Annotated in this window: 19 protein-coding genes; 9 read left to right on the forward strand and 10 right to left on the reverse strand. The window is 59.3% G+C overall.

Annotated elements, in window-relative coordinates; genetic code table 11:
- Positions 1-10 precede the first annotated feature (10 nt).
- Complete coding sequence (locus ACMGG9_RS00485) at positions 11-364, forward strand: DUF488 domain-containing protein (protein WP_033651490.1); 354 nt, start codon at positions 11-13, stop codon at positions 362-364.
- 3 nt (positions 365-367) lie between these two features.
- On the opposite strand, the gene ACMGG9_RS00490 is transcribed toward ACMGG9_RS00485, so the two are convergent.
- The gene (locus ACMGG9_RS00490) at positions 368-1042 is read right to left on the reverse strand and encodes an OapA family protein (RefSeq protein ID WP_033651489.1); all 675 of its coding nucleotides are present in this window, start codon (positions 1040-1042) and stop codon (positions 368-370) included.
- Positions 1043-1309: 267 nt separating this feature from the next.
- On the opposite strand from ACMGG9_RS00490, the gene fklB reads away from it, so the two are divergent.
- A complete protein-coding gene (gene fklB / locus ACMGG9_RS00495) occupies positions 1310-1930 on the forward strand; it encodes an FKBP-type peptidyl-prolyl cis-trans isomerase (RefSeq protein WP_004933618.1) in 621 nt (206 codons plus the stop codon).
- 100 nt (positions 1931-2030) lie between these two features.
- Here the strand turns inward: fklB and ACMGG9_RS00500 are convergent, their stop codons facing one another.
- The gene (locus tag ACMGG9_RS00500) at positions 2031-3983 is read right to left on the reverse strand and encodes a bifunctional 2',3'-cyclic-nucleotide 2'-phosphodiesterase/3'-nucleotidase (RefSeq protein WP_033651488.1); all 1953 of its coding nucleotides are present in this window, start codon (positions 3981-3983) and stop codon (positions 2031-2033) included.
- Positions 3984-4238: 255 nt separating this feature from the next.
- Between ACMGG9_RS00500 and cysQ the strand changes: the two genes are divergently transcribed.
- Entirely contained in the window at positions 4239-4979 is a 741-nt protein-coding gene (cysQ, locus tag ACMGG9_RS00505) for a 3'(2'),5'-bisphosphate nucleotidase CysQ (RefSeq protein WP_033644177.1), read from the forward strand.
- A 1-nt stretch (position 4980) separates the two neighbouring features.
- Here cysQ and ACMGG9_RS00510 read toward each other — a convergent pair whose 3' ends face one another.
- On the reverse strand, positions 4981-5538 hold the full coding sequence (locus ACMGG9_RS00510; RefSeq protein ID WP_089192482.1) for a YtfJ family protein: 558 nt from the start codon (positions 5536-5538) through the stop codon (positions 4981-4983).
- Positions 5539-5868: 330 nt separating this feature from the next.
- Between ACMGG9_RS00510 and ACMGG9_RS00515 the strand changes: the two genes are divergently transcribed.
- Positions 5869-6075, forward strand: a complete 207-nt coding sequence (locus ACMGG9_RS00515) for a DUF1107 domain-containing protein (RefSeq protein WP_033641639.1) — start codon at positions 5869-5871, stop codon at positions 6073-6075.
- Positions 6076-6144: 69 nt separating this feature from the next.
- Here ACMGG9_RS00515 and ACMGG9_RS00520 read toward each other — a convergent pair whose 3' ends face one another.
- Complete coding sequence (locus ACMGG9_RS00520; RefSeq protein WP_033641641.1) at positions 6145-7476, reverse strand: hemolysin family protein; 1332 nt, start codon at positions 7474-7476, stop codon at positions 6145-6147.
- A 180-nt stretch (positions 7477-7656) separates the two neighbouring features.
- Positions 7657-8295 carry a peptide-methionine (S)-S-oxide reductase MsrA gene (gene msrA, locus ACMGG9_RS00525; protein ID WP_089195519.1) on the reverse strand — a complete coding sequence of 213 codons (639 nt, stop codon included), beginning with the start codon at positions 8293-8295 and terminating at the stop codon, positions 7657-7659.
- A gap of 304 nt (positions 8296-8599) precedes the next feature.
- On the opposite strand from msrA, the gene tamA reads away from it, so the two are divergent.
- The 3 genes from tamA to ACMGG9_RS00540 are packed head-to-tail and all read left to right on the forward strand — an operon-like array spanning position 8600 to position 14483.
- Entirely contained in the window at positions 8600-10318 is a 1719-nt protein-coding gene (tamA, locus tag ACMGG9_RS00530; RefSeq protein ID WP_169539905.1) for an autotransporter assembly complex protein TamA, read from the forward strand.
- A complete protein-coding gene (gene tamB / locus ACMGG9_RS00535; protein WP_047572983.1) occupies positions 10315-14133 on the forward strand; it encodes an autotransporter assembly complex protein TamB in 3819 nt (1272 codons plus the stop codon). Before tamA ends, tamB begins: the two co-directional genes overlap by 4 nt.
- A gap of 2 nt (positions 14134-14135) precedes the next feature.
- The gene (locus ACMGG9_RS00540; RefSeq protein WP_025159589.1) at positions 14136-14483 is read left to right on the forward strand and encodes a gamma-glutamylcyclotransferase; all 348 of its coding nucleotides are present in this window, start codon (positions 14136-14138) and stop codon (positions 14481-14483) included.
- A 52-nt stretch (positions 14484-14535) separates the two neighbouring features.
- Here the strand turns inward: ACMGG9_RS00540 and ppa are convergent, their stop codons facing one another.
- Positions 14536-15066 carry an inorganic diphosphatase gene (ppa, locus tag ACMGG9_RS00545; RefSeq protein ID WP_004933594.1) on the reverse strand — a complete coding sequence of 177 codons (531 nt, stop codon included), beginning with the start codon at positions 15064-15066 and terminating at the stop codon, positions 14536-14538.
- Positions 15067-15326: 260 nt separating this feature from the next.
- Between ppa and ACMGG9_RS00550 the strand changes: the two genes are divergently transcribed.
- Positions 15327-16880 (forward strand): methyl-accepting chemotaxis protein, encoded by a 1554-nt coding sequence (locus ACMGG9_RS00550; protein WP_033651483.1) that lies wholly within the window; start codon positions 15327-15329, stop codon positions 16878-16880.
- A gap of 45 nt (positions 16881-16925) precedes the next feature.
- On the opposite strand, the gene fbp is transcribed toward ACMGG9_RS00550, so the two are convergent.
- Entirely contained in the window at positions 16926-17930 is a 1005-nt protein-coding gene (gene fbp, locus ACMGG9_RS00555) for a class 1 fructose-bisphosphatase (protein ID WP_004933587.1), read from the reverse strand.
- A gap of 169 nt (positions 17931-18099) precedes the next feature.
- Between fbp and mpl the strand changes: the two genes are divergently transcribed.
- A complete protein-coding gene (gene mpl, locus ACMGG9_RS00560; protein WP_033651482.1) occupies positions 18100-19479 on the forward strand; it encodes a UDP-N-acetylmuramate:L-alanyl-gamma-D-glutamyl-meso-diaminopimelate ligase in 1380 nt (459 codons plus the stop codon).
- 197 nt (positions 19480-19676) lie between these two features.
- Here mpl and yhcN (ACMGG9_RS00565) read toward each other — a convergent pair whose 3' ends face one another.
- The 3 genes from yhcN (ACMGG9_RS00565) to argR all read right to left on the reverse strand — a co-directional run bounded on the left by yhcN (ACMGG9_RS00565) (position 19677) and on the right by argR (position 21198).
- Positions 19677-19940: a peroxide/acid stress response protein YhcN gene (gene yhcN / locus ACMGG9_RS00565; protein WP_025305042.1), complete on the reverse strand. Its 264-nt coding sequence runs from the start codon at positions 19938-19940 to the stop codon at positions 19677-19679.
- Positions 19941-20060: 120 nt separating this feature from the next.
- Positions 20061-20324 carry a peroxide/acid stress response protein YhcN gene (gene yhcN, locus ACMGG9_RS00570; protein ID WP_004933574.1) on the reverse strand — a complete coding sequence of 88 codons (264 nt, stop codon included), beginning with the start codon at positions 20322-20324 and terminating at the stop codon, positions 20061-20063.
- Positions 20325-20727: 403 nt separating this feature from the next.
- Positions 20728-21198, reverse strand: a complete 471-nt coding sequence (gene argR, locus ACMGG9_RS00575; RefSeq protein ID WP_016929335.1) for a transcriptional regulator ArgR — start codon at positions 21196-21198, stop codon at positions 20728-20730.
- Between the last annotated feature and the right edge of the window lie 418 nt (positions 21199-21616).

Genomic DNA, 21616 nt, shown 5'->3' on the forward strand with positions numbered 1-21616 from the left:
AGAGCGTGTGATGGCAACGATTACGCTACAGCGGGTTTACGACTTCAGCGCGCCGGCGCCGGCGCATTGCTATCTGATAGACAGGCTATGGCCGCGCGGCATCAGCAAGGAGCGGCTGGCGGGCGTGCAGTGGTTGAAACAGGTGGCGCCGGATGACGAGCTGCGCAAGTGGTTCCATCAGCATACCGACCAGTGGGAAGCCTTCGAGGCGCGTTACCGCCAACAGCTGGCGGCCAACGACGCCTGGCAGCCGCTGGTGGCGCTGTTGCGGCAGGGGGAGGCGCTGACGCTGCTGTATGGCAGCAAAGATACCTCGCACAACCAGGGCGTGGTGCTGCGCGAGTTTCTGCTGGCGCAGCTTTAGCGATTAACGTTCCCGGCGGTAGCTGCCGTCGGCCTGGCGGCGGAACAGCGCCTGGCTGTTGTCCACGGTGGTGACCGACAGCGCGTTAATCACGCCGTTGGCGTCGCGTTCGATGCGCACTTCCTGACCGGCTTTCATGTTGCTCAGCGGCTTGTCGCCGCCTTCCACCTGCGCCATGGCGAACACCTCATTCACCGGCAGATTGTTGTCGCGAAACAGCTGGGCCAGCGTCTGGCCGGGCTGGATCTGATAACGCTGCCAGTTGCCCGCCGGCGTCGGTTCGTTGGCCGGCGTGGCGGCGCCACCGCCGTTTTGCAGCTCAGCCTGCAGCGGCACGCTGGTTTCCTGCTGAGAGACCGGGAACGGCTGTCTTTCGGGCGAGTAGGGCCACAGCAACGCCAGCAGCAGAATGATGCCGAAGATCAGCACCCAGCGACGGTGAAAGTAGGGCAGTGGTTCCATCCAATGGAAACCGTCCGGCAGATGCCAGACTTTGGCCAGCAGCGCTTTGACCCGCTGCATCTTGTCGTTGGCCGACGGCGGTTCCGATGGCGACTCCGCGTCTTCCTGCGTGGGTGCGGCGCCGGGTTTCAGGCGCTGGCTGATGTTCAGCCAGGTGCGCAGCAGCGGCTGGTAGATGCGGGTGGTTTTCCTTCTCCTGGGCGCGATTCTGCCCATGGTGACCTCTCTTCGACGGCGTAATAATAAGCGCGGCGCGGCAAGCGCGTCGCCTGCCCGATATCCTGCTTTCAGTATAGTCCGCTAACTGATTGAAGTGAAAGGCGGCTGAGCGGCAGGGCCGGGGTTTGCGGCTGCGGGCGTTAACAGAAGGTTATTGTTTCTTTTTCTACGACAAAAGTCATCATTCTCCACACAAGATTTTACCCGGCATTGACGCGCTGTTATGCTGCGCTTTCGACTTTTTACAGACTTAAGGAAAACCCCATGACAACCCCTTCTTTTGACAGCGTTGAAGCGCAAGCAAGTTACGGGATTGGTTTACAGGTCGGCCAGCAGCTGCAAGAGTCCGGGCTGGAAGGTTTGCAACCGGAAGCTTTGCTGGCGGGTCTGCGCGACGCGCTGGAAGGGAATGCCCCGGCGGTTCCGGTAGACGTGGTGCACCGTGCGCTGCGTGAAATCCACGAGCGTGCGGATGCGGTGCGCCGCGAGCGCCAGCAGGCTATGGCCGTTGAAGGCCAGAAATTCCTGGACGACAACGCCAAGCGCGACGACGTGACGCTGACCGAGTCTGGCCTGCAGTTCTCCGTACTGGAGCAGGGCAACGGCCCAATCCCGTCCCGTCAGGATCGCGTGCGTGTGCACTACACCGGCCGTCTGATCAACGGCGACGTGTTCGACAGCTCGGTTGAACGCGGCCAGCCGGCAGAATTCCCGGTCAGCGGCGTGATCCCAGGCTGGATCGAAGCGCTGACCCTGATGCCGGTCGGTTCCAAATGGCAGCTGTATATCCCGCACAACCTGGCCTACGGCGAGCGTGGCGCAGGCGCGTCCATCCCGCCGTTCAGCGCGCTGGTGTTCGACGTCGAGCTGCTGGAAATCCTGTAATCCCACCGAGGATTACTCTGGGCGCCTTCGTGGCGCCCTTATTTTATGCGCCGCGCAAACGGGCGATGAATGGCCGGGCGAGCCGGCCAGTGACAGTGAGTTACTTACCGCTTAAATCGATGCGATAAACCGCGAAGCCGATGCTGTCGCTGCCTGCGGCGCTCATCGGGTATTGGGCGTGCTCTTTGATAAACTTCGTCGCTTTGTCCGAAGGCGAGGTCTCGAAGCGGATATCCAGCGGCTGCTTGCTGCTGAAGTTAGCCAAACGCCAATTGTTGTCCGCCTGCGGGCGCACCGCGCCATGCCGCTGGGTTTCGGCGGTGATGTAGGCCGCCAGCACCGAGCGGTTTTCATCCGGCGAAGCGAAGGCGATATGTTTGTCGCCGGTGCCGGCAAACTTGCCGCCGTAGGCGCGGTAGTTGTTGGTGGCAACCAGGAAGGTGGCGTTCGGATCGATCGGCTTGCCGTTGAAGGTCAGCTGCTTGATGCGCTCCGCCTTAGCGTTGATCAGCTGGCATTCGCCGTCGTAGCGCGCCGGTTGGCTGACGTCGATCTGGTAGTTGACGCCGTCGATCACGTCGAAGTTATAGGTGCGGAAGCCGTCCCAGTTGATCAAGCCTTGTGGCTTGGCGCTGTTGACGTCGATCTGGTTGAACTGGCCGGCGGAGCACTCCAGCCACTCTTTCACCTCTTTGCCGCTGGCCTTCACCACCACCAGCGTATTGGGATAGAGATAGAGATCGGCGGCGTTGCGGAAGGTGAGCTGGCCTTTTTCCACTTCGACGAAGCTGGCGGGGTCGTTCTTGCGGCCGCCGACCTTGAACGGGGCCGCCGCGGACAGCACCGGCAGATCGGCCAGGTCCGGGTCGCCCTGGATGTAATGTTCGACGTAGGCCTTCTGCGCATTGTTGACGATCTGCACCGTCGGATCGTCCTGCACCAGCGCCAGGTAGCTGTACATGTTGCCGTCGGATTTACCGATCGGCTGGCTGACGAACTCGCGCGTGCCTTTGTGATCGTCCGCCAACACCTTCACCAGCGCGGCATCTTCCGCCGCCAGCGATTTCTTGTTCTCTTTGTCGTAGATCGGCCGCGCTTCCGCTTTGGCGGCGGTCACTTTCCAGCTACCGCCATCGTTGTTGAGCTGCAGATCGACCACGCCGAGATGGTCGCCCCATTGGCCCGGCATCACCGCCGGTACGCCATTCAGCAGGCCTTTGTCGATATCCGCGCCTTTGATGTTGGCGAAGTCCTTGCTCGGGAACACCGCGTGGGCGTGGCCGAACATGATGGCGTCGATGCCGGGCACCTGGCTGAGGTAATAGACCGAGTTTTCCGCCATCGCCTTGTAAGGCTCGCTGGACAACCCGGAATGCGGGATCGCCACCACCAGATCGGCGCCCTGTTTACGCATCTGCGGCACGTAGCGCTTGGCGGTGGCGGTGATGTCGTCCACCGTCACTTTGCCCTGCAGGTTGGCTTTGTCCCACACCAGGATCTGCGGCGGCACGAAGCCGATGTAGCCGATGCGCAGCGTATGCGCCTTGCCGTCGCGATCCTTCACCGGGGTATCGACGATGATGTATGGCGTGAACAGCGGTTTTTGCGTTTTGGCGTCGATGACGTTGGCGTTGATGTACGGGAATTTGGCGCCGGCGATGGCGTTCTTCAGGTAGTCCAGCCCGTAATTGAACTCATGGTTGCCGATGTTGCCGACCACATAGTCCAGCGTGTTCATCGCCTTATAGACCGGGTGCACGTCGCCCGGTTTCAGCCCCTTGGCCGCCATGTAATCGCCGAGCGGGCTGCCCTGAATGATGTCGCCGTTATCCACCAACACCGCGTTGGCGGCCTGCTGGCGCGCCTGTTGGATCAGGCTGGCGGTGCGCACCAGGCCGAACTTGTCGGTCGGCGTGTCCTTGTAGTAATCGAAGTCCATCATGTTGCTGTGCAGATCGGTGGTTTCCAGCACGCGCAGATCGACGGTGGCCGCCTGCGCCGAGGCGCATACCAGCAGCGCAAGCGCGGACAGCGTCAGTGGATGCTTCATCATTTGGGGTTCTCTCCATTCCATTATTCGAGTGTTATCGCAGAGGGAAATGTAATTAACACTGCTTGCCACAGTAAACTGTGAAGTGTGGCAGAAAACGGCGGCGGGTAACGCGGGGAAGTTCACAGTTGTGCCCAACAAGATCTGAGGAATTCCCGCGGCTTAGCCGGTTGAGATGGATATTCGGCGTAAAAAAAACTAGTCTGCTAGCAGAGACAGAGGGAAATTTCCCACGGAGATGCAGAGTTGAGGTGCATGATGTTAGAGCGAATTTGCCAACTGTCCCGCGAGGCGGGGGCGGCGATCATGGCGGTGTACGACGGTGAACAACCGCTTGATGTCGCACAGAAAAAAGATGACTCACCGGTGACGGCGGCCGATCTGGCGGCGCATCACATCATCAAGCGCGGCCTGGCGGCCCTGACGCCGGAGGTGCCGCTGCTGTCGGAAGAGGATCCGCCGGCGTGGGAAGAGCGCCGCAACTGGACGCGCTACTGGCTGGTCGATCCGCTGGACGGCACCAAAGAGTTCTTGCATCGCAATGGCGAGTTCACGGTCAATATCGCCTTGATTGAAGACGGGCAGGCGGTGATGGGCGTGGTGTACGCCCCGGCGATCGACGTGTTGTACCTGGCGGAGCGCGGCAAGGCCTGGAAAGAAGAGAAGGGCGTGCGGCAGGCGATCGGCGTCAGCAACGCGCATCCGCCGCTGGTGGTGGTGAGCCGCTCGCATATCGACGACGAATTGAAAGACTATCTGCAGCAGTTGGGCGAGCACCAGACCGTGTCCGTCGGTTCCTCACTGAAGTTCTGCCTGGTGGCGGAAGGCAAGGCGCAGCTCTATCCGCGCTTCGGGCCAACCAATATTTGGGATACCGCTGCAGGACACGCGGTGGCGGTGGCCGCCGGGGCGCAAATTCACGATTGGCAGGGCAAGCCGTTGCTCTATACCCCGCGTGAATCTTTCCTCAACCCCGGCTTCCGGGTTTCGCTGTTCTGAGTCAGTTCTCCAACAGCTGGTGCAGCTTGGACATCACCTGCTGCACCTCTTCCGGCGTCAGCGCGCCGTCTTTGGCGAACTGAATGCGCCCTTGCTTATCCAGCACCACGATGGCGGAACCTTTTGGCTGCAGATCCCAGGCTTTGCGCACGTTGCCGTCGCTGTCGACGATAAACTGCGACCACGGGAACTCTTTCTTGCTGTCTTCGATGCTGCTGCGCACGAACATGGCGGTGCCCATCAGGGCATCGTCGGTGTTGACGATTGTCGTCGTTTGGTAACGATCGTGTGGTAGCTTCGCCTTCTTAATCGCTTCAATCAGTGGGTCGTTCATGTCTTTGGCGGAGCTGCGGCCGGCAATGTGCTGTATCACCCGCACTTTTCCACTGAGCTGCGCGCTGTTCCAATTCTGGTAGCTAAAATTACCGTCAGCGTAATTGAGCTCTCCTTTATCGCTGACGCCAACCGGCGCCACGCGCTGCTGGAGCTGGAAGTTGTGCGCGGAAGCGAAAAGCGGGGCGAGCAGCAGGGATACCATCAGCATGCGACTTGTTTTCATGCTTTCTCCTTGTAAATGGGGGAATTTGTGCGACAGCACTTCGACAGCCTAAAGCATAGGATGTGATAAGAGGTCTGTCCTGTTAACCGGATCGCAGTTTTTCCCTTGGTTCGCTAATCATCAGATTTTGAAGGGATATCCTGAAAACGTTATAAATCATCATATACAATTCTGTCAAAAAGTGTAAATCCAGTGCAGATCACCGGGCGGAAGTGAACGATCTGGTCTTTACTGGGTCTACTACATGCAATCAAGTTGCGTTCTGAATTTCGAGGCTGCCACCTTTGGCGGCTCGCTGAGCGCATGGATCAACGGGAGGAGCGTAAAAGAATGAGAATCTTCCAGCGTTATAACCCTTTGAAAGTGGCGAAGTACGTTAAGACCCTGTTTCGCGGAAGGCTGTATATCAAGGACGTGGGCGCATTTGAATTCGACGAGGGGAAAATCCTGCCGCCGAAGATTCGCGACAAGCGCCATTTCAGCGTGATGTCCGAAGTGAACCGCCAGGTGCTGCTGCTGCAGGCCGAGGTCGGCTGAACACGGCGCTGACAGCGGTAAAAAAATGCGGCCCCGATGGGGCCGCTGATGTTTTTGTCCTTCGCGCCGTCAGGCCGCAGGCGTGTCGTCCGGCGCTTTCGGCAGCACCGCCGCCGGTTTGTCGCTCAGCCGGGTGACCAGCAGCTGATCTATCTTGTAGCTGTCGATATCCACCACTTCGAACTTGTAGCCGGCGTATTTGACGAAGTCGGTGCGTTTCGGGATCTTGCGCAGCATGTACATCATAAAGCCGCCAATGGTTTCGTAGTTGCCCGCCTGCGGGAACTCGTCGATATCCAGCACGCGCATCACGTCGTCGATCGGCGTGCCGCCTTCAATCAGCCATGAGCTTTCGTCGCGCGCCACGATCTGCTCTTCCTGGCCCTGGCCGACCAGATCGCCCATCAGCGTGGTCATCACGTCGTTAAGGGTGATGATGCCCACCACCAACGCATATTCATTGAGGATCACCGCGAAGTCTTCGCCGGCGGTTTTGAAGCTTTCCAGCGCTTCGGACAGCGTCAACGTGTCCGGCACAATCAGCGCCGAGCGGATCTGCACGCCGCTGCTCAGCACCAGGCTCTGGTTGCCCAGCACGCGGTTCAGCAGGTCTTTGGAATCGACATAACCCACCACCTGATCGATATGGCCGTCGCACACCAGGAACTTGGAGTGCGGATGGGTCGAGACCTTCTCCTTGATGCTCTCTTCGCTTTCGCGCAGATCGAAGTACACCACGCTTTCGCGCGAGGTCATCGAAGACGGCACGGTGCGCGATTCCAGTTCGAACACGTTTTCAATCAGCTCGTGCTCCTGCTTGCGCAGCACGCCCGCCAGGGCGCCGGCTTCTACCACCGCGTAGATGTCATCGGAGGTGATGTCGTCTTTACGCACCATCGGCAGCTTGAACATGCGGAAGATCAGGTTGGCCATGCCGTTGAAGAACCACACCAGCGGGCGGAAGATCATGATGGAGAAACGCATCGGGTTGATGATCCGGACGGCGACCGTCTCTGGTGCAATCATACCGATGCGCTTCGGGGTCAAATCGGCGAACAGGATAAACAGGCTGGTCACCAGCACGAAGGAGCAGATGAAGCTGACCTGTTCCGCCAGTTCGGGCGACAGGAAGCGAATAAAGAACTGTTGGAAGGTGCCGGAAAACGCCGCGTCGCCGACGATACCGCCGAGGATGGCCACGGCGTTCAGGCCGATCTGCACCACGGTGAAGAAGATGCCAGGGGTTTCTTGCAGTTTAAGCACTCTGGCGGCGTTGATGTTGCCTTCGTCCGCCATCAGCTTCAGTTTGATCTTGCGCGAGGCGGCCAGAGAGATTTCCGACAGTGAGAAAAACGCACTCACCGCGATCAGAAAAAGAATCAGTAAAATACTGTTTAACATAATCTATCCATACGTGCCGACGGGATGCCGGCGCTCTTGAGGAAGGGTAGTACATAGTAAAAAAAGCAGCGATAACAACCAGAAGGGAAGCTATCGGGCCGCAGAAGCGGCCCGTACAGTATAGCAGTTGCCCCACAGGGGCCGCCAGCGGTTAAAAAAGTGCCGCCGGCCGGCATCGGATCAGCCCTGCGGCGGCAGGCAAACGCCGATGCCGCCCAGCCCGCAGTAACCTTCCGGGTTTTTGAACAGGTACTGCTGGTGATCGTCTTCCGCATAATAGAACGGCAGTGCCGGCGCGATCTCGGTGGTGATGACGCGCTTGTCGCCCGCCGCCGCCATCGCCTGCTGGAAGCGTTGCAGGCTGCTTTCCGCCTCGGCCTGCTGCTCTGGGCTCAGCGTGTAAATCGCCGAGCGGTACTGCGTGCCGACGTCGCCGCCCTGGCGCATGCCCTGCGCCGGATCGTGATTTTCCCAGAACACCTGCAGCAGCTGCTTGTAGCTGACGACCTGCGGATCGAACACCACGCGCACCACTTCGGCGTGGCCGGTCTGGCCGCTGCACACTTCGCGGTAGGTCGGGTTCGGCGTGTAGCCGCCGCTGTAGCCGGCGGCGGTGCTGTAGACGCCCGGCTGTTGCCAGAACAGACGCTCAACGCCCCAGAAACAGCCCATGGCGAAGATCGCCACTTCCATGCCGGCCGGCACCTGAGTCATCGAGTGTTCGGTGACGACGTTGAGCGTTGCGACAGGCATTGGCGTGGTGCGGCCAGGCAGCGCGCTTGCCTTATCGACGGTTTGTGATTTATCAAAAAATGGCACCACGGTTGACTCCTGTTGTCACAGTAAGAATTGACCCTACATGGCGGCGGTTCGGTTGTATCTCACCGCGTCTTTGCCCACAATAAGCGGCAAGTGGGATTTTGTATAAGCTTAACGCAGTATTTTGAGCGCCAAAAGTGAAGAATTCGCCTGTTGCGCGGCGGCAAAGCGCGGCGGGCGGCGTCCGGAAGAAGGTTGAAGAGGGCTGCCGTCATGATAGCGCGGAGTCTGCCCTGGCCCCGGAGCGAACACCATAACAGGAAAGTAAAATCAATAAGGAGAACACGTGCCAAAGTACCCGGTCATGTGCTTGATATCTGTGTTGCTTGCGGCACCTGCAGCCTATGCGGCCAACGTGCGGCTGCAGGTGGAGGGGTTAAGCGGAGAGTTGGAAAAAAACGTCCGGGTGCGGCTGTCGTCGATCACGCCTGAAGAGGTCGGCACCGACGGTCGTTTCCGCGCACGGGTGGATGAGGCGGTGCGCCAGGGGCTGCGCGCGCTCGGCTATTACCAGCCGACCATCGAGTTTACGCTGGACGATCGGCCGGGGATGTCGCGTCCGGTGCTGCATGCCAAGGTCAATCCGGGCGAACCGGTGCGCATCGCCGGCGCCAACATCGTGCTGGAAGGCGGCGCGAAGACCGATGAGGACTATCTGGCGCTGGTAAAGAAGGATCGGCCGACCATCGGCGAGATCCTCAACCACGGCAAGTATGACAGTTTCAAAGGCTCGCTGACCGGCCTGGCGCTGCGCAAAGGCTACTTCGACGCCGACATGACCAAAAGCCAACTTGGCGTGGCAGAAGATCTGCACAAGGCGTTTTGGGATATCGATTTCAACAGCGGCGAACGTTACCGCTTCGGCAAGGTGAAATTCACCGGTTCGCAAATCCGCGAAGACTATCTGCAAAATCTGGTGCCCTTTCATCAGGGGGATTACTACAGTTCGGAGGATTTGGCCGAGCTGAACCGCCGTTTGTCCGCCACCAACTGGTTCAACTCGGTGGTGGTGTCCCCTGATTTCAACGATGCCAAAGAGAACAAGATTTTGCCGTTGGACGCGCTGGTAACGCCGCGTACGCGCAATACCATCGAAACCGGTATCGGTTACTCCACCGACGTCGGCCCGCGGGTGAAAGGCACCTGGAAAAAGCCCTGGCTCAACGATCGCGGCCACAGCCTGGAAACCAGCGCCAGCGTGTCGGCGCCGGAGCAGCAGCTGGATCTGACCTATAAGATCCCGCTGCTGAAGAATCCGCTGGAGCAGTATTACCTGCTGCAGGGCGGGCTCAAGAATGTCGACCTTAACGACACCAAATCCGTGACCTCCAAAGTGGTGGCCTCGCGCAACTGGGATCTCTCCAGCGGCTGGCAGCGGGCGATCAACCTGACCTGGCGCTGGGATAACTTTACCCAGGGCAACGTCAGCAACACCACCATGCTGCTGTACCCCGGCGTCAGCTTCAACCGCACCCGCTCGCGCGGCGGCCTGATGCCGACCTGGGGCGACAGCCAGCGCTACTCCATCGACGTATCCGACACCACCTGGGGCTCGGGCGTGGACTTCGCGCTGATGCAGGCGCAGAACGTCTGGATCCGCACGCTCGCCGACAAGCATCGTTTCGTGGCGCGCGGGCAGGTGGGATGGATAGAAACCAACGACTTCGACAAGGTGCCGCCGGATTTGCGCTTCTTCGCCGGCGGTGACCGCAGCATTCGCGGCTACAAGTACAAAGACATTTCTCCGCGCGGCGACGACGGCAAGCTGACCGGCGCCTCCAAGATGCTGACCGGCTCGCTGGAGTATCAATACAACGTGACCGGCAAATGGTGGGGGGCGATGTTCGTCGATTCCGGTGAAGCGGTGAACGATATCAAGCAGAGCAACTTCAAGACCGGCGCCGGCGTAGGCGTGCGCTGGCAGTCGCCGGTGGGGCCGGTGAAGCTGGATATCGCCGCGCCCGTGGGAGACAAGGACACTCACGGGATGCAGTTCTACATCGGTTTGGGGCCTGAACTATGAGCCTGGTTAAAAAGATTTGTCTCGGATTTCTGGTCGTTCTGCTGCTGCTGATCGGCGGACTGGCCTTTCTGGTGGGGACCACCACCGGTTTGCATATCGTCATCAACGGCGCGGCGCGCTGGGTGCCGGGGCTGGAGATCGCCGGCGTCAGCGGCGGCTGGCGCGATCTGACGCTGAAGGGCGTGAAGTATCAGATGCCGGGCGTGACGGTCAACGCCGGGCAATTCCATCTGTCCCTCGATCTCTCCTGCTTTAAACGCAGCTCGCTGTGCGTCAACGCCTTGACCGCTCAGGACGTGGACGTGGCGGTGAACACCAAAGAGATGGCGCCCTCCGCGCCGGTAGAGGAGAGCAGTGAGCCGACCACCAATCTCAGTACGCCTTATCCGATCACCCTGCGCCTGCTGGCGCTGAACAACGTCAAGGTCACCGTCGACGACACCGCCATTTCTCTGGCCGAGTTCCGCACCGGCGCACAGTGGCAAGAGCGCGCGCTGACGCTGATGCCGACCAAGATCGGCTCGTTGCTGATCGCCTTGCCGAAAACGCCGCAAAATCCGTTGCCGGAAGCGGTGCAACCGGCGGTCGAGGTGGCGAAAAAGGTCGGTGAGCAGGTTACCGACGCGGCGAAACCGGCGCCGCAGCCGGAAGAGAAGCCGCTTGGCGAAACGCTGAAGGAACTGTTCGCCAAACCGCTGTTGCCGGATCTGCCGGACATCCGCCTGCCGCTGGATATCACCGTGAAAGAGATCAGCGGTGAACAGCTGCGCTTGACCGGCGATACCGACGTGCTGATCACGAGTCTGTTGCTGCAGGCCAGCACGCAGGATCAGCATATCCAACTGGACAACTTTGACGTGAAGTCGCCGCAGGGTACGCTGTCGGTGCAGGGGCAGGCGACCCTGACCGGCGATTGGCCGGTGGCCCTGACCGCCAACAGCGCGTTGAACATCGACCCGTTGAAGGGCGAAAAGGTGAAGCTGAACATCGGCGGCGGGTTGCGTGATGAGCTGAAGGTCGCGCTGAACCTGTCCGGCCCGGTCGGCGCCCAGCTTGATGTGCAAACCCGGCTGGCCGAAGCCGGCCTGCCGCTGGCGCTGACGCTGCAGAGCAAACAGCTGAAATGGCCGCTGAGCGGCGAGGCGCAGTACCAGGTTAACGATTTCCGCCTGCGCTTTAACGGCAAGGCGACCGACTATGCGTTGTCGACGCGCGCCAATCTGAAAGGTCAGGATCTGCCGCCGGCGGTGCTGACGCTGGACGGCAAAGGCAACGTCGAGCAGTTCAAGCTGGAGCGCCTGCGGCTGGCGGCGCTGCAGGGTAATACCGATCTCACCGCGCTGGTGGACTGGAGCAAGGCCATCAGCTGGAACTCGCAATTGACGCTGAGCGGCATCAATACCGCCAAGCAGTGGCCGGAATGGCCGGCGAAACTCGACGGCAAGATCACCACGCGCGGCAGCCTGCACGGCGGCAGCTGGCAGTTGCAGGTGCCGGTGCTGCAGCTGGACGGCAACGTGAAGCAGAACAAGGTCACGGCGCGCGGCACGCTGAGCGGCAACGCCGCCGGGCAGTGGAAAATCCCCGGCATCGATCTGACGCTGGGGCGCAACCAGCTGAACGTCAAAGGACAGCTGGACGAGAAGAGCTGGAACCTGGACGCCAACATCGACGCGCCGCGTCTGGACGGCGCGCTGCCGGGCCTGGGCGGCACCGCCAAAGGGCTGCTGAAGCTGCGCGGCAATCTGCAGGCACCTCAGCTGCTGGCGGATTTGACCGCCTCCGGTTTGCAGTGGCAGGCGCTGCGCATCAACCGGGTGAAGATCGACGGTGACGTGCGCTCCACGGATCAGATCCAGGGGCAGTTGGCGGTTCGCGTCGAGCAGCTGAAGCAGGACGCGCTGGAAGTCAGCCTGCTGACCCTGGACGCCAAAGGCAGCGAGAAGCAGCATCAGCTGCAGTTGAAGATCGACGGTAAGCCGGTCTCCGGCCAGCTGGCGCTGCAGGGCAGCTTCGATCGTCAGCAGCAGCGCTGGCGCGGCAATCTGAACAATACCCGCTTCGATACGCCGGTGGGGGAGTGGCGCCTGACGCGCGCCATCGCGCTGGACTACCTGAACACCGCGCAGAAAATCAGCATCGGGCCGCACTGTTGGCAGAACCCGAATGCCGAGCTGTGCGTGCCGAAGACCATCGAAGCCGGCCAGAGCGGCCAGGCCAGCGTGGTGCTCAACCGGTTCGATCTGGCGATGATCAAGCCGTTCCTCGGCCCGGAGACCGCCCTGAGCGGCGTGTTCACCGGCCGGGCCGACGTCAGCTGGAAACCGGGCGGCGCGCTGCCGGAGGCGAAGGTCACGTTGGCCGGCAACGGCGTCAAGGTGGTGCAGCAGGTGCAGGGCAACGCGCTGCCGATCGCCTTCGATACGCTGACCCTCAACGCCGGTCTGAACAACGGCCGCGCGCAGGCCGACTGGCGGATCAAACTGACCAACAACGGCCAGTTCGACGGCAATATCCAGGTGGCGGATCCGCAGGTGCGGCGCACCATCAGCGGCAACGTCAATATCACCAACATTTCGTTGGCGCTGATTAACCCGGCGCTGATGAAGGGCGAAAGCGCTGCAGGCATGCTGAACGCCAACCTGCGTCTGGGCGGCAGCGCGCAGAAGCCGCTGGTGTTCGGGCGTCTGGCGTTGGATCGGGCGAAGGTGCAGGGCCACTGGATGCCGTTCGATATGACCGACGCGCGGCTGGCGGTGAATTTCAATGGCATGACATCGACGCTGGAAGGGCTGCTCAGCACCACGCGCGGCCAGCTGAATCTGGCGGGCGATGCCGACTGGCGTGACATCAACGCCTGGCGTGCGCGCATTGCCGCCAAGGGCGACAAGCTGCGGGTGACGGTGCCGCCGATGATCCGCATCGACGTGTCGCCGGATCTGGTGTTCGAAGCCACGCCGCAGCTGTTCTCGCTCAACGGCAAGGTCGACATCCCTTGGGCGCGCATCACGGTGCAGGAGCTGCCGGAAAGCGCGGTGGGCGTCTCTTCCGACGAAGTGATGCTGGACGACCAGCTGAAGCCGATTCAACCGAAGACCGCCTCGATTCCGATCAACAGCAACCTGATGATCCACGTCGGCAATGACGTGCGGCTGGACGCCTTCGGCCTCAAAGCCCGCTTGAAGGGTGATTTGAAAGTGGTGCAGGACAAGAAAGGGCTGGGCCTCAACGGCCAGATTGACATCCCTTCTGGTCGCTTCCATGCTTATGGTCAGGATTTGATCGTGCGTAAAGGGCAGCTGATGTTCTCCGGCCCGCCGGATCAGCCGCTGCTCAATATCGAAGCGATCCGCAACCCGGAATCCACCGAGGACGACGTGACCGCCGGCGTGCGCGTGACCGGCCTGGCGGATGCGCCGAAGCTGGAAGTGTTCTCCGATCCGGCCAAATCGCAACAGGAAGCCTTGTCTTATCTGCTGCGCGGCCAGGGCTTGAACAGCTCAGGCGCCGACGGCAACGCCATGACGTCGATGTTAATCGGCATGGGGGTTGCACAAAGTGGTCAACTTGTGGGTAAAATCGGCGAGGCATTCGGCGTGAGTAATTTGGCTCTGGACACTCAAGGGGTTGGCGACAATTCCCAGGTTGTCGTGAGCGGCTATGTCCTCCCAGGCTTACAAGTAAAATATGGGGTGGGCATTTTCGACTCGCTGGCCACGCTGACGTTGCGTTATCGCCTGATGCCTAAGTTGTATCTTGAAGCGGTGTCTGGTCTCGACCAGGCATTAGATTTGCTCTATCAGTTTGAGTTTTAGCGATGCGAATAATTGTCTACGGCAGTTTACGACGCAAACAGGGAAACAGCCATTGGATGACCAACGCCCAATGGCTCGGCGAGCACGAGCTCGAAGGCTATCAGATTTACAATCTGGGCCATTACCCGGCGGCGATCCCTGGAGAGGGCACGATACATTGCGAGGTGTATCGTATTAACTCATCGATTCTGGCAGAGCTGGACGAACTGAAAAGCAACACCAAGGACTATAAGCGCGAGCTGATTCAGACGCCTTATGGGAGTGCGTGGATCTACCTGTACAAACACAGCGTGGACGGTTACCCGCGAATTACCAGCGGTGACTGGCTGAAGCGTCTCGAAGAACAGTAAGAAAAAAACACCGCTCAATGAGCGGTGTTTTTTCATCGGACGGCGGCTGGAATTACTTCTTGGCAGCGCGTTCGAAGGAGGCGATGATTTCCGCTTTAGCCGCGGCAGCGTCTGCCCAGCCTTCCACTTTCACCCATTTGCCTTTTTCCAGATCTTTGTAGTGCTCGAAGAAGTGAGCGATCTGGGCTTTCAGCAGTTCCGGCAGGTCGTTCACGTCTTTCACGTGATCGTACTCTTTGGTCAGCTTGCTGTGCGGCACCGCAACCAGCTTGGCGTCTTCACCGGCTTCGTCGGTCATTTTCAGCACGCCAACAGGACGGCAGCGGATCACGGAGCCCGGCTGCAGCGGGTATGGGGTTGGAACCAGCACGTCAACCGGGTCACCGTCCAGAGACAGGGTGTGGTTGATGTAGCCGTAGTTGCACGGGTAGAACATCGCGGTGGACATGAAACGGTCAACGAACAGCGCGCCGGTTTCTTTGTCGATTTCGTATTTGATTGGATCGGCGTTGGCCGGGATTTCGATTACTACGTAGATGTCTTCCGGCAGGTCTTTGCCAGCAGGGACCAGATTCAAGCTCATGTCGGTTTCCTTTAATCATCAAACCAGAAATGGAGTGGCGGCTATTATAGCGGACTCTTTTGCGATTTCCTGCCCTTTTCATCGTCGAAAACCCCGCGCGCCGACGCAGGGATAATTTCCAGATTAATCCCGCCGCGGCATGAAGTTTTGCCTCCGCCTGCCGATAACTTCAACAAACAATAATGAGCCAGCAAAGCTGGCTCCGCGTTTTGCCACCCCTACTACGTCTGATCTCACTATTCTGAAGCCGGGAAGAACTCATGCTAAAAAAGATTACGGTGAAGGCTGGGCTGATCGCCCTGCTGAGCCTGATGACCATGCTGCTGATCATGGTCAGCGTTATTGGCGTCAACGCGATTAACGAAGGATCGCGCTCGATCCATACCTTAAACCAGATCCTCGGCGAAGAGCTGGGCTCGCTGGCCAACAGCTCCAACCTGACGCTGCGCGCCCGAACCGCCGCCTCGCTGGCGGTGCGCCAACGGGAGATCGGCCAGACTGATGTCTCCGACGCCACCGTGGGCCGCATCTACGGCTACCTCGAGCAGTCGAACAAGGAAATGGCGCGCTTTGTCGGCGTCGGCACCGTGACCGAGCGCGGCCGCGAACTCTCCAGCCGCCTGCAAAACAGCTATCGCGCCTATCTGGAGCAGGGCGTGAAGCCGATGGCCGCCGCCATCAAGGCCGGCAAGATCGATGAGTATTACCATATCCAGGAGACGCGCATTTCCGCCTTGAGCATCGCGTTTGAAAAGGATCTCACCGATTTCCGCAGCTTCGCCATGAAGCTCGGCGAGAAGCAGGTGTATGAGGCGGAAAGCAACGCCAGCACCAAGATCTCGCTGATCGTGGTGGCGGGCCTGCTCAGCGTGCTGTTGGCGTTGCTGGCCTGGTTCGCGCTGCGCGTGATTATTCTGCGTCCGCTGGACGAGTCCATCGCGCAGCTGGAACACATCGCCGGCGGCGATCTGACCCACGAGATCCGCGGCGAGGGCGATACCGAGATGGGGCGCCTGGTGCGGGCGATGCAGCGCATGCAGCAGGCGCTGGCCAGTTCGGTCAGCAAAGTGCGCGACGCCAGCAGCCAGATCGACACCGGCTCGCGCGAACTGGCGGCCGGCAACCTGCATTTGGCGCAGCGCACCGAAGAATCGGCCGCGTCGCTGGAAGAGACCGCCGCCAGCATGGAACAGCTGACCTCGACGGTAAAAATGAACGCTGAGAACTGTGAACAGGCCAACCAGCTGGCGCTGAGCGTGTCCGATATCGCCAACCAGGGCAGTGAGGTGGTCAGCCAGGTGATGAGCAAGATGCAGGCGATCACCGACAGTTCGCGCCGCATCGCCGATATCATCAGCGTGATGGACGGCATCGCCTTCCAGACCAACATCCTGGCGCTGAATGCGGCGGTGGAAGCCGCGCGCGCCGGCGAACAGGGCCGCGGTTTCGCGGTGGTGGCCGGTGAAGTGCGCAACCTGGCGCAGCGCAGCGCCCAGTCGGCGAAAGAGATCAAAGGGCTGATCGAAGCGTCGCAAAACCGGGTGCAGGAAGGCGAACAGATGGTGGAGTCGGCGGCGCAGACCATGAGCGGCATCACCGGTGAAGTGGGCCGGGTGACGGCGTTGATGCGTGAGATCTCGGCGGCGACGCGCGAACAAAGCAGCGGTATCGAACAGGTGAATCTGGCGGTGGCGCAGATGGATCAGGTGGCGCAACAGAATGCGGCGCTGGTGGAGGAGTCTGCGGCGGCGACGCGCTCGCTGGAAGATCAGGCTCAGCTGCTGGCGCAGAGCATGGCGGCGTTCAAGCTGTAAGGTAATAAGGGTTCGGCAAGGCGCCGAACCCTGGCAAAGAACGCGTTACTCGTCCGGGTTTTCGGCGATGAAGCGTTCTGCGTCTTCCACCATCGACTTGGTGCCGACGAAGAATGGCGCGCGCTGGTGCAGTTTCACCGGCGTGATGTCCAGAATGCGGTTTTTGCCGTCGCTGGCCTTGCCGCCGGCCTGTTCGGCCAGGAACGCCATCGGGTTGCATTCGTACAGCAGGCGCAGCTTGCCTTGCGGGTGGCTGGCGGTGCTTGGGTAGATATAGATGCCGCCTTTCAGCAGGTTGCGGTGGAAGTCCGCCACCAGAGAACCGATGTAGCGCGAGGTGTAAGGGCGCTGCGTCGCTTCATCCTGCTCCTGGCAGTACTTGATGTATTTCTTCACGCCGAGAGGGAACTTGATGTAGTTGCCTTCGTTGATGGAATACATGTTGCCGCTCGCCGGGAAACGTACTTTCTCGTGAGAGAGACAGAACACGCCCAGAGACGGATCGTACGTGAAGGCGTGGACGCCGTAACCGGTGGTGTACACCAGCATGGTGGACGAACCGTAAACCACGTAACCCGCTGCGACCTGGGCGCTGCCCGGCTGCAGGAAGTCTTCTTCGGTCACCGGCGTGCCGACCGGCGTGATGCGACGATAGATAGAGAAAATCGTACCGACCGAGACGTTGACATCAATGTTGGACGAACCGTCCAACGGATCCATCAATACGACATACTTGGCATTTTCAGCTCGCTCGCCGTCGAATATCACGATTTCATCTTCTTCTTCGGAAGCGATACCCGCAACTTCACCACGCGCTTTCAACGCCGCTTTCAGTTTTTCGTTCGCGTACAGGTCCAGTTTCATCTGAACTTCGCCCTGTACGTTGGACACCCCGCTGGTCCCCAGAATATCAACCAGGCCGGCCTTGTTGATGTCGCGGTGAATGATTTTGGCGCCCAGTTTAATGGCAGAAAGTAACGCGGTCAGCTCGCCGGTGGCGTGCGAGAAGTCGTGCTGTTTCTCGACGATAAATTCGCCTAACGTTTTCATGACACAATCCCTGAATCTACGGATGGATAGCGGCCTGTTAACAAACCGCCAACGTTTTCGCGAGCAGTGTAGCCCAAAGATGCGCGCCATTCATAGGCAAATCCATTTCTTCTGGACGATTCTGAGCGTTAGAATATGCCGACATTCGATGCACTCACATGAGAAACCTATGCGCATTCACATTCTTGGGATCTGTGGCACCTTTATGGGCGGGCTGGCGATGCTGGCGCGCTCACTGGGGCATGACGTCACCGGTTCGGACGCCAACGTCTATCCGCCGATGAGCACGCTGCTGGAGAACCAGGGGATCGATCTTATTCAGGGTTATGATCCGGCCCAGCTGGATCCGGCGCCGGATCTGGTGATCATCGGCAACGCCATGACGCGCGGCAACCCGTGCGTGGAGGCGGTGCTGGAGCGTGGTATCCCTTACGTTTCCGGCCCGCAGTGGCTGCACGACGCCGTGTTGCGCGATCGCTGGGTACTGGCGGTCGCCGGCACCCACGGCAAAACCACCACCGCCGGCATGGCGACCTGGATCCTCGAAGCCTGCGGCTACCAGCCGGGCTTCGTCATCGGCGGCGTGCCGGGCAACTTCGACGTCTCGGCTCGCCTCGGCGGCAGCCCGTTCTTCGTGATCGAGGCCGACGAGTATGACTGCGCGTTCTTCGACAAGCGCTCCAAGTTCGTGCACTACAGCCCGCGCACGCTGATCATGAACAACCTGGAGTTCGACCACGCCGATATCTTCGACGATCTGAAAGCCATTCAGAAACAATTCCACCACCTGGTGCGCCTGGTGCCGGGCAAAGGCAAGATCATCCTGCCGGACAATGACAGCCACCTGAAGCAGGTGATGGCGATGGGCTGCTGGAGCGAACAAGAGCTGGTGGGCGAAGAGGGCACCTGGCGCGCGCAGAAGCTGACGCCGGACGCCAGTCATTACGCGGTGTTCCTCGACGGCGAGCAGGTCGGCGAAGTGAACTGGGCGCTGGTGGGCGAGCACAACATGCATAACGGCCTGATGGCCATCGCGGCGACCCGTCACGTCGGCGTGCAGCCGGCGGACGCCTGCCGCGCCTTGGGCGACTTCATCAACGCCCGTCGCCGCCTGGAGCTGCGTGGCGAAGCCAACGGCGTCACGGTCTACGACGATTTCGCGCACCACCCGACGGCGATCCTGGCCACTCTGGCCGCGCTGCGCGGCAAGGTAGGCGGCACGGCGCGCATTCTGGCGGTGCTGGAGCCGCGATCCAACACCATGAAAATGGGCATCAGCAAAAACGATCTGGCGCCTTCGCTCGGCCGTGCCGATGAAGTGTTCCTGTTCCAGCCGCATCACATTCCGTGGCAGGTTGCGGAAGTGGCGGATGCCTGCGTGCAGCCGGCGCACTGGAGCGCGGATCTCGACACGTTGGTGGAGATGGTGGTGAAAACCGCACAGCCGGGCGACCACATTCTGGTGATGAGCAACGGCGGTTTCGGCGGCATTCACGATCGCCTGTTGGACGCGTTGGCGAAAAAGCAGGAACCGAAGGTGACCTACTGATTGTTCAGCCGCATAAGCCAACCTAAGGGCCGCATTCGCGGCCTTTTTTACGCCCATAAAAAAGCCCTCGCGAGCGAGGGCAACGGGGTTCGTCGGATAGGACGACGAGAGGGTCTCTGGGAAATCGGCGTTTGCGTCAGAACTCGGCAGTGGCAGTGACGAGGGTAATCAGCTCTGCAAAGCCGTTCCCAGAGTTGTTATTTGTAAATCTCGGCGGTGGCGTGGTAGTTGCCTTCGTTACGCGCTTCGATCACGCGGTAGGCGGTCGCGCCTTTAGCATCGGCTTTCTCCGACAGCGCCTGGCGAATGTCGGTCGGTGCGCCGTCGATACCGCTGACGGTAATGGTGCCGATAGATTGCAGATTGGCGGTCTGATCGTTAGTCACCAACTGGGCGGCAGACGCGCCAAAGGAGATGACAGACAGCAAACCGAGTGCAGCGAGAGTAGTTTTCATGTTCATGATAGCGATCCTTGGTCATAACAGCCTGGAAGGGCTTGGCAGCGATTTTTATTCTTGAAGGCCGTTATGACAGCGTTTGATTCCAGAGATGTATTGCCCGTTGCCGGGTAATGCCGGTACTTATTTGTAGATTTCAGCGGTCGCGTGGAAGTTGCCGTCGTTGCGCGCTTCGATCACGCGGTAAGCGGTCGCCCCTTTGGCGTCGGCTTTATCGGACAGCGCCTGACGAATGTCGGAAGGCGCAGCGGCGACGCCGCTCACGGTGATCACACCGGCGGGCTGCAGTTTTGCGGCCTGGGTTGCGTCAACAGATTGTGCTGCGAATGCACCAAAGGAAAGCATGGACAGAACGCTCAGGGTTGCAACGGTAGCTTTAATTTTCATCATCTCACCTCATCGTATTCTTTTATCAGTTCCAACGAACTGTGATTCAGTTCACGAAAATGAGTATACAGCTAGTAACGCGAAAAATTAATAGTTCGCTAACAGTTGCTAGTGAAACTTTAAACCGATGAACCTTATTTTTTATAACTACAAGGAATAAAAAACGCTCATAAAACGATCTTTCGATGTTAAATTTATGTAATTTCAATAAGGTAAGTGCTTTTGACCAAAAGTGCGGAAGATCACAGTGAGTACTGCTGGTTACATGGATATGTCATGGAAATGTGTTGTTGCGGGATAAAAAAGCAGTGTTAAACGCGGTTGAAGGCCGGAAAGGTAACGCGAGGGTTAAAGAAGCGCTAACAAAATGCGGGCGGTAGCCGCACTTTGTTAGCGCCAGGTTTCACAGCTCTTGCTCGAACACGCCCAGGATCGCTTCATGCAGCTTCTGAGCGGTAAAGCCGCTGGACGGCGTGACGAAAATCGTGTCGTCGCCAGCGATAGTGCCGAGGATGCCCTGGGATTTGCCCAAGGAGTCAAGCAGGCGGGCGATCAGCTGTGCGGCGCCCGGACTGGTGTGGATCACCACGACGGCGTCGTTATGGTCGACGTCCAGCACCAGGTTCTTCAGCGGGCTGGTGGTGGTCGGCACGCCGAGTTCGGCAGGAAGGCAATACACCATTTCCATTTTGGCATTGCGCGTACGTACCGCACCGAACTTGGTCAGCATGCGCGATACTTTGGATTGGTTAATGTTTTCGAAGCCTTCTTCTTGCAGCGCCAAAACGATCTCGCCTTGAGAACTGAATTTTTCTTCTTTCAATAACGCTTTGAACGTCTTGATCAGATCTTCCTGTTTTGCGGGATTACGCATTTTGCACCGTGGAATGTTGATAATGGAAGTCATGATTATGCATATAGATGAATTTTTATGCAACAAAGGCCGACCCAAAGAAAATAAACATGACCGGGCGGCGAGGAAAGGGCGGCATTTTAACAAAATCCGGCCGTGATGAATATGCCCTTTTGACGTCGGAAAATCGGCCTGCGCTGGTAAATAAAATGTTATTAAAATGATGTTGTTCTGATGTTGCGTAAGGGTGTAATGTAACGGCCGGTTAACTTGCTCGTGAATAACCTCGCACTATTTTTGATTAGTGTGCGCTATGCCCTTCATGCGTAAGCGATTTAATCTAAAATGGGCGCGACAGCGGTCATTTTATTGCACCTGCAGGCAACAATTAGCTAATTTATTGTTTTTAAAGGTGTAATAATTTAAGGTCCGTCACCAA

The organism is Serratia sp. BNK-10, from assembly GCF_047456065.1.
GTDB classification, from domain to species: Bacteria; Pseudomonadota; Gammaproteobacteria; order Enterobacterales; family Enterobacteriaceae; genus Serratia; species Serratia ureilytica.